This window comes from Bradyrhizobium sp. UFLA05-109, from assembly GCF_054185165.1.
The window spans coordinates 1-13243 of record NZ_JBBIAR010000027.1; the positions used below are offsets into that span (position 1 = coordinate 1).

Annotated in this window: 10 protein-coding genes and 1 riboswitch; of the genes, 5 read left to right on the forward strand and 5 right to left on the reverse strand. The window is 64.9% G+C overall.

Going from position 1 to position 13243, the window contains the following annotated elements:
- The first annotated feature begins 144 nt into the window (after window positions 1-144).
- Both Q3C01_RS20505 and Q3C01_RS20510 read left to right on the forward strand, forming a co-directional pair.
- Window positions 145-1008, forward strand: coding sequence for a hypothetical protein (locus Q3C01_RS20505; protein ID WP_458147118.1), 864 nt, complete (start codon window positions 145-147; stop codon window positions 1006-1008).
- Window positions 1005-1127: a hypothetical protein gene (locus tag Q3C01_RS20510; protein WP_458147119.1), complete on the forward strand. Its 123-nt coding sequence runs from the start codon at window positions 1005-1007 to the stop codon at window positions 1125-1127. The genes Q3C01_RS20505 and Q3C01_RS20510 overlap by 4 nt, the downstream gene beginning before the upstream one ends.
- A 4-nt stretch (window positions 1128-1131) precedes the next feature.
- On the opposite strand, the gene gcvP is transcribed toward Q3C01_RS20510, so the two are convergent.
- From gcvP to gcvT, 3 genes are read right to left on the reverse strand one after another with little or no spacing between them, the layout of a single operon-like run.
- Window positions 1132-3999, reverse strand: a complete 2868-nt coding sequence (gene gcvP / locus Q3C01_RS20515; RefSeq protein WP_458147233.1) for an aminomethyl-transferring glycine dehydrogenase — start codon at window positions 3997-3999, stop codon at window positions 1132-1134.
- Between the two features lie 13 nt (window positions 4000-4012).
- Window positions 4013-4381: a glycine cleavage system protein GcvH gene (gcvH, locus tag Q3C01_RS20520; RefSeq protein ID WP_284273791.1), complete on the reverse strand. Its 369-nt coding sequence runs from the start codon at window positions 4379-4381 to the stop codon at window positions 4013-4015.
- A gap of 9 nt (window positions 4382-4390) precedes the next feature.
- A complete protein-coding gene (gcvT, locus tag Q3C01_RS20525; protein WP_458147120.1) occupies window positions 4391-5539 on the reverse strand; it encodes a glycine cleavage system aminomethyltransferase GcvT in 1149 nt (382 codons plus the stop codon).
- Between the two features lie 143 nt (window positions 5540-5682).
- Window positions 5683-5773: riboswitch (glycine riboswitch) on the reverse strand.
- 207 nt (window positions 5774-5980) lie between these two features.
- Here gcvT and alaS point away from each other — a divergent pair.
- Window positions 5981-8659 (forward strand): alanine--tRNA ligase, encoded by a 2679-nt coding sequence (gene alaS, locus Q3C01_RS20530; RefSeq protein ID WP_458147121.1) that lies wholly within the window; start codon window positions 5981-5983, stop codon window positions 8657-8659.
- Window positions 8660-8664: 5 nt separating this feature from the next.
- Window positions 8665-9891: a cyclic nucleotide-gated ion channel gene (locus tag Q3C01_RS20535; RefSeq protein ID WP_458147122.1), complete on the forward strand. Its 1227-nt coding sequence runs from the start codon at window positions 8665-8667 to the stop codon at window positions 9889-9891.
- A gap of 4 nt (window positions 9892-9895) precedes the next feature.
- On the opposite strand, the gene Q3C01_RS20540 is transcribed toward Q3C01_RS20535, so the two are convergent.
- Window positions 9896-10393, reverse strand: a complete 498-nt coding sequence (locus tag Q3C01_RS20540; RefSeq protein WP_458147123.1) for a DUF3455 domain-containing protein — start codon at window positions 10391-10393, stop codon at window positions 9896-9898.
- 97 nt (window positions 10394-10490) lie between these two features.
- Entirely contained in the window at window positions 10491-11705 is a 1215-nt protein-coding gene (locus tag Q3C01_RS20545; RefSeq protein WP_458147124.1) for an NADP-dependent isocitrate dehydrogenase, read from the reverse strand.
- 338 nt (window positions 11706-12043) lie between these two features.
- On the opposite strand from Q3C01_RS20545, the gene Q3C01_RS20550 reads away from it, so the two are divergent.
- Entirely contained in the window at window positions 12044-13237 is a 1194-nt protein-coding gene (locus Q3C01_RS20550; protein ID WP_458147125.1) for a TrmJ/YjtD family RNA methyltransferase, read from the forward strand.
- Window positions 13238-13243 lie beyond the last annotated feature (6 nt).

Consider the following 13243-nt stretch of genomic DNA (forward strand, 5'->3'; position numbering starts at 1 on the left):
TCTATCCCTTGTCGATTTTTGCGAACCGTACGACGTGATCGAACTCTGGTTCGATCCCAGTCCCGAGGATCAATTGCAGCTGATTTGGCTGCTCGATCACCTCAGCTCCCATTCCGGGCCGGAATCCAATTTTGAGATGCGACCGTGTCACATTTGATTTTGGCCACGAACGATCTCGCGGCAAATACGCTTCGCCAGTCAGGTGCGGCGAACATCGCACTCGGGTTCTATCTACGCTTCGTCTCGGGGAAGTTGCCCTCTGCGGAGCAACTTTTGATGGGGCTGGAGCGGCGGTCGGCAAAGCACTGCAATCCCGGCGATCATTGGCTCGATGCCGTTTGTCGCAGCTCGCTGGATGGTTTCGGCACGCGCGATATCGGTTTCTTCGAGTTATGTGCGAAGTTCGATTCGATTGAATTGTGGGTCGATCCTCGGCCCAACGATCAACTCGTGGTGGTCTGGCTGCTCGACCTGCTTCGTCCACACAAGGAGATCACGACGAAGTTGAGCCTGGTGTACACCGATGACGCCGTTGCACGGTATCACCCGCAATCTGTGGCGAAATGGAAGTTGCCGGTGTTCAAGGTGACGGAGAGTCACCTGACACTGGCCAGCCGCGCCTGGCATGCCTGGCGCGCGCCGACGCCCGAACGCTGCTTCGCTCTGCTCGTGAAGGATCTGACTATCCTTCCTCGACTGCGGTCGGCCCTTATCACCATGCTCGAAGAATTGCCCGATTTAGAAACGGGTCTCGGCGAAAATGAGATGGGAATGCTGGGCTGGATCGAAGACGAAGGTACCGAGCCGCGAGAAGTGCTCAGTGCGGCCGAGTTCCGCTACGTGTACGACGAGCAGGAAGCGGTCAACTGCTCCATGCACTGGCGCAGTGCAAGGTCCCCGCAATCATTGAACTTGGCCAGGCGCCGTCCGACGCGAGCGAGGAGCCTCGCCCCTTTCAATACCGAGGGGGTCGGTTGGCCGTTACCGAACTCGGGCGGGCCATCATGAAAGGCGAGGACGACTTCTCCCGCCACAACACGATCAAGCGTTGGTGGGGCGGTACTGAACTGACCAGCGAACGGCTCTGGCGCTGGGATCCGAAAAGCCGTTCGCTGGTGGCACCCTAGAGCCTCACTCCGCCGCCTGCGCGTAATCGCTCACCGGCGGGCACGAGCAAACGAGGTTGCGGTCGCCATAGACGTTGTCAACGCGGCCCACCGGGCACCAGTATTTGTCGGTGCGTGAGACGCCGTTGGGGAAGCAGCCCTCAGTGCGGGTATAGGCACGCTTCCAATCGTCGTCGGCGATATCGTGCACGGTGTGCGGGGCGTTGCGCAGCGGTGACGCTTCGATCTTGAAGCGGCCGGCCTCGACCTCGGCGACTTCTTTCCGGATCGTGATCATGGCGTCGCAGAAGCGGTCGAGCTCCGCTTTCGATTCCGACTCGGTCGGCTCGATCATCAGCGTGCCCGGGACCGGGAAACTCATGGTAGGAGCATGGAAGCCGTAGTCGATCAGCCGCTTGGCGATGTCGTCGACCGTGACGCCGCTGGTCGCCTTCAGCGGGCGCGGATCGATGATGCATTCGTGCGCGACGCGGCCCTTTGCGTTCTTGTAGAGCACCGGGAAATGCGCGTCCAAACGCGCCGCGACATAGTTGGCGTTGAGGATCGCGATCTCGGTCGCACGCTTCAAGCCTTCGCCGCCCATCATCAGGATGTAGATGTAGGAGATGGTCAGGATCGAAGCCGAGCCGAACGGCGCGGCCGAGACCGGGCCGACCGTCGCATTCGGATTGGTTGAGGGATGTCCAGGCAGGAATGGCGCAAGATGCGCCTTCACGCCGATCGGGCCCATGCCCGGGCCGCCGCCGCCATGCGGGATGCAGAAAGTCTTGTGCAAATTGAGATGGCTGACATCGGCGCCATAGTCACCGGGCCGCGACAGGCCGACCTGCGCATTCAAATTGGCGCCGTCGAGATAGACCTGGCCGCCGTGGCCATGCACGATGTCGCAGATCTCGCGGATATGCTCCTCGAACACGCCATGGGTCGAGGGATAGGTGATCATCACAGCGGCGAGATCGTTCGAGTGCTTCTCGGCCTTGGCGCGGAGATCATTGACGTCGACGTCGCCGTTCTTCTCGCAGGCGACGACGACCACCTCCATGCCGACCATCGCGGCCGATGCCGGATTGGTGCCGTGCGCGGAGGAGGGGATCAGGCAGACCTTGCGGTGGCTTTCGCCACGCGCGGCGTGATAGCCGCGGATCGCGAGCAGCCCGGCATACTCGCCCTGCGCGCCCGAATTCGGCTGGAGCGAGATCGCGTCATAGCCGGTGATGTCGCACAGCCATTTTTCCAGCCGCGCGAACAGCGCGTGATAGCCTTTTGCCTGCTCGCTTGGCGCGAACGGATGCAGGCTGGAAAACTCCGGCCAGGTCAGCGGCATCATCTCGGTAGTCGCGTTCAGCTTCATGGTGCATGACCCCAGCGGGATCATGGCGCGGTCGAGCGCGAGGTCGCGGTCCGAAAGCTTGCGCATGTAGCGCAGCATCTCGGTCTCCGAACGGTGCGCGTGGAACACCGGATGGGTGAGGAAGGGCGTCGTCCGCCTCAACGCGTCAGGAAGCGCCTCGCGCGTCGTCGCGTCGATCTCGGCATAGGAGAGCTTGCCGCCAAACGCACGCCAGACCGCCTCGATGGTCGCGGGCGTCGTGGTCTCGTCGAGCGCAATGCGCAGGGCGCCATCACCGAGGCCGAGATTGATTGTCTCGGCGGTCGCGCGCGCGACGATCTCGTCGCGCTTTGTACCGACGTCCACGCTGACGGTGTCGAAGAAGTTTTCGGACCGTGGCGCGAAGCCGAGCTTGCGCAGGCCTGCGGCCAGCACGGCGGCGCGGCGATGAACAGTGCGTGCGATCTGCGAGAGGCCTTCGGGGCCGTGATAGACGGCGTACATCGAGGCGATCACGGCCAGCAGCACCTGCGCGGTGCAGATGTTGGAGGTCGCCTTCTCGCGGCGGATATGCTGCTCGCGGGTCTGGAGCGCGAGGCGGTAGGCCGGCGCGCCGCGCGAATCCACGGACAGGCCGACGATGCGGCCGGGCAGCGAGCGCTTCAGCGCATCGCGCACCGCCATATAAGCCGCGTGCGGACCGCCATACCCCATCGGCACGCCAAAGCGCTGCGCCGAGCCGATCGCGATATCCGCCCCCAGCTCGCCGGGCGAGGCGAGCAGCGTGAGCGCCAGCAGATCGGCCGCAACGATCGCGAGCGCGCCCTTGGCGCGCAGCGTCGCAATGGCCGGCCGCAGGTCGCGGACCGCACCCGAGCTGCCGGGATACTGCAGCAGCGCGCCAAGCACGTTTGCCTTGTCGAGATCGGTGAGGGGATCGCCGACGATCAGGTTCCAGCCCAGGGGTTCGGCGCGGGTGCGCATCACCGCGAGCGTCTGCGGATGCACGTCCTTGTCGACGAAGAAGGCTTGCGCTTTCACCTGCGAGTGCCGCTCCGCGAGCGCCATGGCTTCCGCCGCAGCCGTCGCCTCATCAAGCAGCGAGGCGTTGGCAACGTCGAGCCCGGTGAGATCGCAGATCATGGTCTGGAAGTTGAACAGCGCTTCCAGCCGGCCCTGGCTGATCTCGGGCTGGTAGGGCGTGTAGGCCGTGTACCAGGCGGGATTTTCCAGGATGTTGCGCTGGATGACCGTGGGCAAGATCGTGCCGGAATAGCCCTGGCCGATCAGCGAGGTGAAGACCTGGTTCTGGGCCGCGAGCTCGCCCATATGCGCGATCGCTTCGGTCTCGCTCAAGGGCCTGCCGAGATCGAGGGGGGCTGCCTGCCGGATCGAGGCCGGCAGCGTCTCCGCCATCAGCGCGTCCACGCTTTTCGCGCCGACGGTGTCCAGCATCGCCGCGACATCGCGCGCGGAGGGGCCGATGTGGCGGCGAACGAAAGAAGCGGCGGTGTCGCCGTTGGATTTGCGGTGCGCGGTCATCATTGGTCCTCGCTTACGCCGTATGCGCCTTGTAGGCGGCTTCATCCATGAGGCCGCCGAGCTCGCTTTTGTCGGCAATTTTGATCTTGAAGAACCAGGCCTTGCCTGCGGCGTCCGAATTGACCAGCGCCGGCTCGTCGACGACCGCCTGGTTGACCTCGAGCACTTCGCCCGAGATCGGCGCATAGACGTCGGACGCGGCCTTCACGGACTCGACCACGGCCGCAGCCTCCGTCTTCTTCAGCGCGCGGCCAACCTTGGGCAGCTCGACGAACACGACATCGCCGAGCTGCTGCTGGGCGTAATCGGTGATCCCGACGGTTGCGACATCGCCGTCGATATCAAGCCATTCATGGTCGGAGGTGTACAGCGTCGTGGTCATTCTCTGTCCTCAGCGTTTGTAGGTGTTTTTCACGAATGGCATGGCGGCGACGGTGAGCGGCAGCCGCTGGCCGCGCACTTCGGCAAAGAGCTTTGTGCCGAGCGCGCTCTGTGCGGTCGGCGCATAGCCCATCGCCACCGGTGCATTCAGGCTCGGGCCAAAACTGCCGGAGGTGACGGTGCCGATCGCTTCGCTCGACGTCGCGTCCGCAAACAACAGCGCGCCCTCGCGCACCGGCGCGCGACCTTCGGCCCGCAGCCCGACGCGGCGGCGCGATGCGCCCTGATCGAAATGGGCGAGGATCTTTTGCGCTCCCGGAAAACCGCCGGCGCGGGCGCCACCGGTGCGGCGGCTCTTTTGCACCGACCACTCCAGCGCGGCCTCGACCGGCGTGGTCGCGGTGTCGATGTCGTGGCCGTAAAGGCAAAGCCCGGCTTCGAGCCGCAAGCTGTCACGGGCGCCGAGGCCGATCGGCAGCACGTCGGAATTTGCGAGCAGCGCCTTGGCGAGGCGCTCGGCATCGCCTGCGGGAACCGAGATCTCGAACCCGTCCTCGCCGGTATAGCCCGAGCGCGACACGAAGCAGTCGATGCCATCGACCTTGCGCGGGCCGGCGTCCATGAACTTCATGGACGGCGCCTCTGCACAAAGTTTCGCCAGCACGGCTTCGGCCTTCGGACCCTGAAGCGCGATCAGCGCGCGGTCGCTCAGCGACTCGATGATGCAGCCATCGGAGAGCCGCGCGCGCAGATGCGCCTCGTCCTCGGCCTTGCAGGCGGCGTTGACGACCAGGAACAGGTGGTCGCCGAAATTGGCGACCATCAAATCGTCGAGGATGCCGCCGTCCGGATTGGTGAACTGGGCATAGCGCTGCCGCCCCGGCGCGAGCGCCACGATGTCCTGCGGCACCAGCCGCTCCAGCGCGCGGGCCGCGTCCTCGACCTTGCCGGACTTCGGCCGGAGCGCGATCTGGCCCATATGGGATACGTCGAAAAGGCCGGCGGAGCTGCGGGTATGCAGGTGCTCTTTCAGGACGCCCGCAGGGTACTGCACGGGCATCTCATAGCCCGCGAACGGCACCATCTTGCCGCCAAGGGACACATGCAGGGCGTAAAGGGGGGTGCGTCTGAGGGAGTTTTGGTCGTCGCGCGCAAGCATCACAGGGGCCCTCGCGGTTCCCGGGGAGGATTCCCCGAAAAACCAGTCGAAGCCCCATCTGTCGCTGTGCCTGAGAGTATTATCCCGTCGGCGGGTGCCACCCGGGCATCAATGCCCGTCAGCGCCTCTTTCCAGATGCTGTCAAAGCCACGCGGTCCTTTTGCCTGAGAGTTTCCGGGGCGGTTGCTCCTTCGGCGCCGGCTACCTGAAGCCGGTCTCTCCCGACGTGGCCGTACGATACAGGTAGGTACAGAACACAGGCCGGCCAAGCCTGTCAACGCGCCTGCAACAGCTATCAACGAGGATTGCGCGCCTGCGGCAACCCTCTGATCTCTCTGCACAGTTTCTGGACAGGGCAGCTCACCTTGTCTAAAAGCGCTATCGCCCGCAGATATCAGCCTTAATTCAGGTTTGGGCGGGACCACACCCGATTGGATGAACATGAGCGGCGTCAACGAGATCAGGTCGACCTTTCTGAACTTCTTTGCCAAGAACGGCCACGAGATCGTGCCGTCCTCGCCATTGGTGCCGCGCAACGACCCGACGCTGATGTTCACCAATGCCGGCATGGTGCAGTTCAAGAACGTCTTCACGGGCGTCGAGAAGCGCCCCTATCAGCGCGCCACCACCTCGCAGAAATGCGTGCGTGCTGGCGGCAAGCACAACGACCTCGACAATGTCGGCTACACCGCACGCCATCTCACCTTCTTCGAGATGCTCGGCAACTTCTCCTTCGGCGACTACTTCAAGGAGCGCGCGATCGAGCTCGCCTGGAATCTGATCACCAAGGATTTCGGGCTGAAGAAGGACAAGCTGCTCGTCACCGTCTATCACACTGACGACGAAGCGGCTGGCCTCTGGAAGAAGATCGCGGGCTTCTCGGATGATCGCATCATCCGTATTCCGACCTCGGACAATTTCTGGGCGATGGGCGATACCGGCCCGTGTGGCCCGTGCTCGGAGATCTTCATCGATCGCGGCGAGCACATCTGGGGAGGACCTCCGGGCAGCCCGGAAGAGGATGGTGATCGCTTCCTCGAATTCTGGAATCTCGTGTTCATGCAGTTCGAGCAGGTGACGAAGGAGGAGCGCCAGCCGTTGCCGCGTCCCTCGATCGACACCGGCATGGGCCTGGAGCGCATGGCCTGCATTCTCCAGGGCGTCGACAGCGTGTTCGAGACCGATCTCTTCCGTCAGCTGATCGATGCGACCGCGTCCGCGCTCGGCAGCGGACCGAATGAGCAGACGGTGGCCTCGTTCCGGGTCATCGCCGATCATCTGCGCTCCTCGGCCTTCCTCGTCTCTGACGGCGTGCTGCCCTCGAACGAGGGCCGCGGCTACGTGCTGCGCCGAATCATGCGCCGCGCGATGCGCCATGCGCAGCTCCTGGGCGCGAAAGAGCCGCTGATGCATCGCCTCGTCTGGGCGCTGGTCCGCGAGATGGGCCAAGCCTATCCGGAACTGGTGCGCGCGGAAAAGCTGATCGAGGAAACGCTGCGGCTGGAAGAGACTCGCTTCCGCAAGACGCTGGCGCGCGGCCTTGCGATTCTCGACGAGAAGAGCGCGTCCTTGAAGAAGGGCGACATGTTCGACGGCGACGTCGCCTTCACGCTCTACGACACCTACGGTTTCCCGCTCGACCTCACGCAGGACGCGCTGAAGTCGCGCGGCATCAGCGTCGATCAGTCCGCCTTCACAGATGCGATGGAACGCCAGCGCGAGAAGGCGCGGGCGTCCTGGGCGGGCTCCGGCGAGGCCGCTTCTGAGGCGATCTGGTTTCCGCTGCGCGAAAAACTCGGTGCCACCGAATTCCTTGGCTATGAGACCGAGAGCGCCGAAGGCGTCGTCGCGGCGCTGGTCAAGGACGGCAAGGAAATCGATACTCTCAAGGCCGGCGAGACTGGTTCGATCGTGCTCAACCAGACGCCGTTCTATGCGGAGTCCGGCGGCCAGGTCGGCGACACCGGCGTCATGGTCGGCGAGGGCGGGATCAAATTCCGCGTTACCGACACGCAGAAAAAGCTTGGCGATCTCTTCGTGCATATCGGCACGGTGGAGCAGGGCACGCTGAAGGCCGGCACTGCGCTTCAGCTCGAGGTGGACCACGCGCGCCGCTCCTCGATCCGCGCGCATCACTCCGCGACGCATCTCCTTCACGAGGCGCTGCGCCAGGTGCTCGGCGACCACATCGCGCAGCGCGGCTCGCTGGTCGCGCCCGATCGCCTGCGCTTCGACTTCGTGCATCCGAAGCCGATCACACCGGAGGAACTCGCCCGCGTCGAGGACATCGCCAATGACGTGGTGCTGGAGAATGACGAGGTCACGACCCGCGTCATGGGCGTGGATGAGGCTCGCGAAGCCGGTGCGCGTGCGCTGTTCGGCGAGAAATATGGCGACGAGGTCCGCGTCGTCTCGATGGGCAAGACCGCGCGCGAACACGGCGCCAACGCGCTCGGCTGGTCGGTCGAGCTCTGCGGCGGCACCCATGTCAAGCGCACCGGCGATATCGGCCTGATCACGCTGACGAGCGAGAGCGCGGTCGCCTCCGGCGTGCGCCGTATCGAGGCGCTCACGGGCCGTCATGCGCGCAAGCACGCCAACGACACCATGGCGCTGGCGAAGACCGCAGCCGCCGAGCTGCGCACCTCGCTCGAGGACGTTCCGGCGCGCATCACCGCACTGATGGACGAGCGCAAGAAGCTCGAGCGCGAATTGTCCGACGCCCGCAAGAAGCTCGCGATGGGCGGGGGCGCATCGTCCGGCAATGGCGCTGCCGCAGGCGTGCGCGAGGTCGGCGACGTCAAGCTGATGGCGCGTGCGGTCGAAGGCATCGAGATGAAGGATCTCAAGAGCCTTGCCGACGACGGCAAGAAGCAGATCGGCTCCGGCGTGGTCGCGATCGTCGGCGTTACCGAGGACGGCAAGGCGGGCGTCGTGGTCGGCGTCACCGCCGACCTGACTTCGCGCTTCAATGCCGTCAATCTGGTTCGCGTCGCCTCCGAAGCGCTCGGCGGCAAGGGTGGCGGCGGCCGGCCTGACATGGCGCAGGCTGGCGGGCCCGACGGTGCCAATGCAGCGGCGGCGCTCTCGGCGATCGAAAAAGCCATGGTCGGCGCGTAGACACCGTGCGCCTCGTTCCGCGAGGACGTGGGCTTCGCGATCCCAATTTGAGGGATCGCCTCTATGAGCTCCTGGAGCACGATCCGCTGGCCTATTCCGCCGGGTCGCGCTTCATCCAGGTGATCATTGCCGTCATCGTGCTCGACGTCGTGGCAATGACGCTTGCCTCGGTGCCGGATCTGGATGCGCAATTCGACCCGCTGTTCTCGGCGGTCGCCATCTTCTCAGTGATGGTGTTCGCGCTGGAATACGCGGCGCGGCTATGGACGGTCGCGGGCCATACGCAGGGCAAGGGGTCGGCGCTTGCCGACCGGTTGTCCTACGTCTTCTCTGCGCTCGGCATCATCGATCTCATGGCGTTCCTGCCCGCAGCGATCGTGCTGGCCACCGGCCGGCACGCGACGCTGGCTGCGCTCGGCGTGCTGCCGTTCTTCAAGCTGATCCGCTATTCGCCGGCGATGCGCTCGCTGTTTGCCGCCGTCCACGCCGAACGGCGCGCCTTGATCGGATGCATCGTCATCCTGATCGGCGTGGTGCTCACCTTCGCCTCACTCCTCTACGCCATCGAGCGCGAGGTTCAGCCGGAAAAGCTCGGCACCATCCCGCAGGCGATGTGGTGGGCGATCGTGACGCTCGGCACGGTCGGCTATGGCGACGTCGTGCCGGTGACGCCACTCGGCAAGTTCGTCTCGGTGTTCGCCATCATCAGCGGCTTTGCCATGATCGCGTTGCCGGTCGCGATCATCTCGAGCGCCTTTGCCGAAGAGGTGAAGCGGCGCGATTTCGTCGTCACCTGGGGCATGCTCGCGCGCGTGCCGTTGTTCTCGCCCCTTTCGGCATCAGAGATCGCGGACATCATGCGGCTCCTGCGGGCCCGTACCATCGAGCAGGGCGAGATCCTGGTTCGCCGCGGCGATGTCGCCTCGTCGATGTATTTCATCACCGCCGGCGAGGTCGAGATTTCACTCCCGAGCCAGTGCGTGCGGCTTGCCGACGGCACCTTCTTCGGCGAGATCGCACTGCTGCACAAAACCAAACGCAGCGGTACGGTGACCGCCACGCGCAAGACCCGTCTCCTGGTGCTCGACGCCCAGCATTTTCATGCCCTGATCGAGCGCATGCCGACGCTCGCCGCGCATGTGCACAAGACGGCCAAGGCGCGGCTCGAAGAGACGGGCGACCTCGCGGCGACTGAGATCGCGCAGGCGGAGCAGGAGCACACCGACCGCTGAGCGATCAGCCCTTGCGCAGGAAGACGTAATCGGCCGAGTAGGGCGCGCTCTTGAAATCGCCGGCCTTGTCGCATGCGCCGTCGAGCTTGCCGCCATGGGTGTTGATGCGCTGGACGGTGGTGACGGGCGTGAGAACGCCGCTGCCGCGGCGCGAGGCAACGTCCAGCTTCAGCCAGGGGATATCGCCTGCGGTTGCGCCTGGCGCGTTGCCGATGGCCTTGCCGACCACGGCACTGCCGTCGGCGTGCTCCCAGTTGGGGCCTGCATAGTGGCGGCCGATTGTCTTGCCGTCGGAAAGCAGAGTCGCGATCGGCTCGCGGAAGGCCCAGGCGAGCTTGCCGTCGGTCCCAGCCTTGCACTCATAAACCTGCGCGCCCTCGGCGTGGACGTTGAGCACGACGGTCTCACCGGGGGCGGCGATCGCCTCGGGGAGCTCCGCGGCTGCGGCCGGTCCGATCAGGGCCGAGAGCAGCAAAGTGGGGACGGCGAGCTTGGTGGACATGGTCGGTCTCCGGGCAATGGGCGTCAAAATGAAGGGCCGCGCTGAGCGCGGCCCGGGATGCTGTCGAATGTCACTCAGGCGAAAATGCGGACAGCGCCTAGGCCGCAAGCGCCTTCGCGAGGTTCTCGGCGACCTTGTCGAGGAAGCCGGTGGTGGAGAGCCAGCGCTGGTCGGCGCCGACGAGGAGCGCGAGGTCCTTGGTCATGTAGCCGTCTTCGACGGTGTCGACGCAAACCTTCTCCAGAGTGGCCGCAAACTTCGCCAGCTCCGGGTTGTTGTCAAGCTTGGCGCGGTGGGCGAGGCCACGGGTCCAGGCGAAGATCGATGCGATCGAGTTGGTCGAGGTCTCCTTGCCCTTCTGGTGCTCGCGGTAGTGGCGGGTCACCGTGCCGTGGGCGGCTTCGGCTTCGACCGTCTTGCCGTCGGGCGTGAGCAGGACCGAGGTCATCAGGCCGAGCGAGCCGTAGCCCTGCGCCACCGTGTCGGACTGCACGTCGCCGTCGTAGTTCTTACAGGCCCAGACGTAGCCGCCGGACCACTTCAGCGCCGAAGCCACCATGTCGTCGATCAGGCGGTGCTCGTAGGTCAGGCCCTTGGCGTCGAATTCCTTCTTGAACTCGCGGTCGAAGACGTCCTGGAAGATGTCCTTGAAGCGGCCGTCATAGACCTTCAGAATCGTGTTCTTGGTCGAGAGATAGACCGGGTAGTTGCGCATCAGCCCGTAGTTGAACGAGGCGCGGGCGAAGTCGATGATGGAGTCGTCGAGATTGTACATCTCCATGGCGACGCCGGCGCCGGGGGCCTTGAAGACCTCCTTTTCGATCACGGTGCCGTCCTCGCCGACGAATTTCAGCGACAACGTGCCCTTGCCCGGGAACTTGATGTCGGTGGCGCGGTACTGGTCGCCATAGGCATGGCGGCCGATGATGATCGGCTTGGTCCAGCCGGGAACGAGGCGCGGCACGTTCTTGCAGATGATCGGCTCGCGGAAGATCACGCCGCCCAGGATGTTGCGGATCGTGCCGTTCGGCGACTTCCACATCTGCTTGAGGTTGAACTCCTTCACCCGGGCCTCGTCCGGAGTGATGGTGGCGCACTTCACGCCGACGCCGACCTTCTTGATCGCCTCGGCGGCGTCGATCGTCACCTGATCGTTGGTCTGATCGCGGTGCTCCATCCCCAGGTCGAAATAGAGCAGCTGGACATCGAGGAACGGGTTGATCAGCTTGTCCTTGATGTACTGCCAGATGATCCGGGTCATCTCGTCGCCATCGAGTTCGACGACGGGGTTGGTCACCTTGATTTTTGCCATGATCGGGGAAGCCTCTTGGGAACGGCGCCAGGCGGCGCCAACGGGAATATCCGCCGCCTCATAGCACCGGGAAGCGGCGGGCGAAAGCCAAGGGATTATGCACTTTTAGCCCATCCAGCATCCTTAAGATGGGGAGCCGCAGCGGCGCTGCGGTCCGGGATGGAGCTGAAGTTTCGGGCGAGATTCGATAGTCGAATCTAACCCTGTTATTTCGCTTGAGAATTCTGTCAGGACAGGCAAACGAGGCGCAATCGGCGGAGCCGGCCGGTGGCCGGCTTGAATCAATTCCTAAGGCAGCCTCTCCAAGGCCTTGAGAACCAGCGTGAAAGCAAAACGAGATGTCGGGGACTGACAAGAGCAAGGCGGGCCTCGCCCTCGACGGTCCCATCGTGATCCTGGTCGAGCCGCAGCTCGGCGAGAACATCGGCATGGCGGCCCGCGCCATGGGCAACTTCGCCCTGAGCCGCTTACGCATCGTCAACCCGCGCGATGGCTGGCCCAACATCGCCGCCCAGCGCGCCGCGGCCGGCGCCGACCATATCCTGGAGCGGGTCGAGCTGTTCGATACCGTCGAACAGGCTGTCTCCGACCTCGACCTGCTGTTCGCCACCTCCGCCCGGGCCCATGACCAGGCCAAGGCAGTGGTCGGCCCTGAAGCGGCGACGACCGAGATCGCCGGCCATCTCGCCACCGGCGGAAAGGCCGGCATTCTCTTTGGCCGCGAGCGCTGGGGGCTGACCAACGAGGAGGTCGCGCTCGCCAACCGGGTGGTCACCTTCCCGGTCAACCCGCGCTTCGCCTCGCTGAATCTCGCGCAGGCGGTGCTGCTGGTTGGCTACGAATGGTTCAAACGGGCGACGGAGGGCGCGCTGCCGCACGGCATGCCGGAGCGCTCGGAGCGCGCCTCGCAGCACCAGATCCAGGCCTTCTTCGATAACCTCGTGCGCGAGCTCGACCGCGTCGAATTCCTGCGCCCGGCCGAGAAGCGCGACACCATGCTGGTCAATTTGCGCAACATCTTCACCCGCATGGAGCCGACCAAGCAGGACATGCACACCCTGCACGGCGTGGTGATGGCGATCGCTGAAGGGCGCAAGGGCCCGGCCAAGGGCGGCGTGCTCGACGGCGAGCAGGCGACGCGGCTGCGCGCGCTGCTCGCCGAGCACGGCCAGGGCGGGGCGCCCGACAGCGGCAGCACCGTCCGCGGGCTCGCGCGCCTCCTCCGCCGCAACCCGACCGACGCTGAGCGCCTGCTCTGGCAGGCCCTGACCCGCGACCGCCGCTTCGCCGGCCAGTTCAAGCGCCAGACGCCGGTCGGCCGTCACATCCCGGACTTCGTCTCCTTTCCGCACCGGATCGCGATCGAGCTGGTCAATCCGGGCGAGGGCGAGACCATCGCGGCGGACCGAGCGGCAAGGCGGGCGTGGCTCGAGGCGAGGGACTATCGGGTGATCGAGATCAAGGCGGTGGATGTTGAGCGCGATATCGAGCCGCAGCTTGCGGCGCTGCAGTCGATGATCGTCGAGGCTTGAACAATC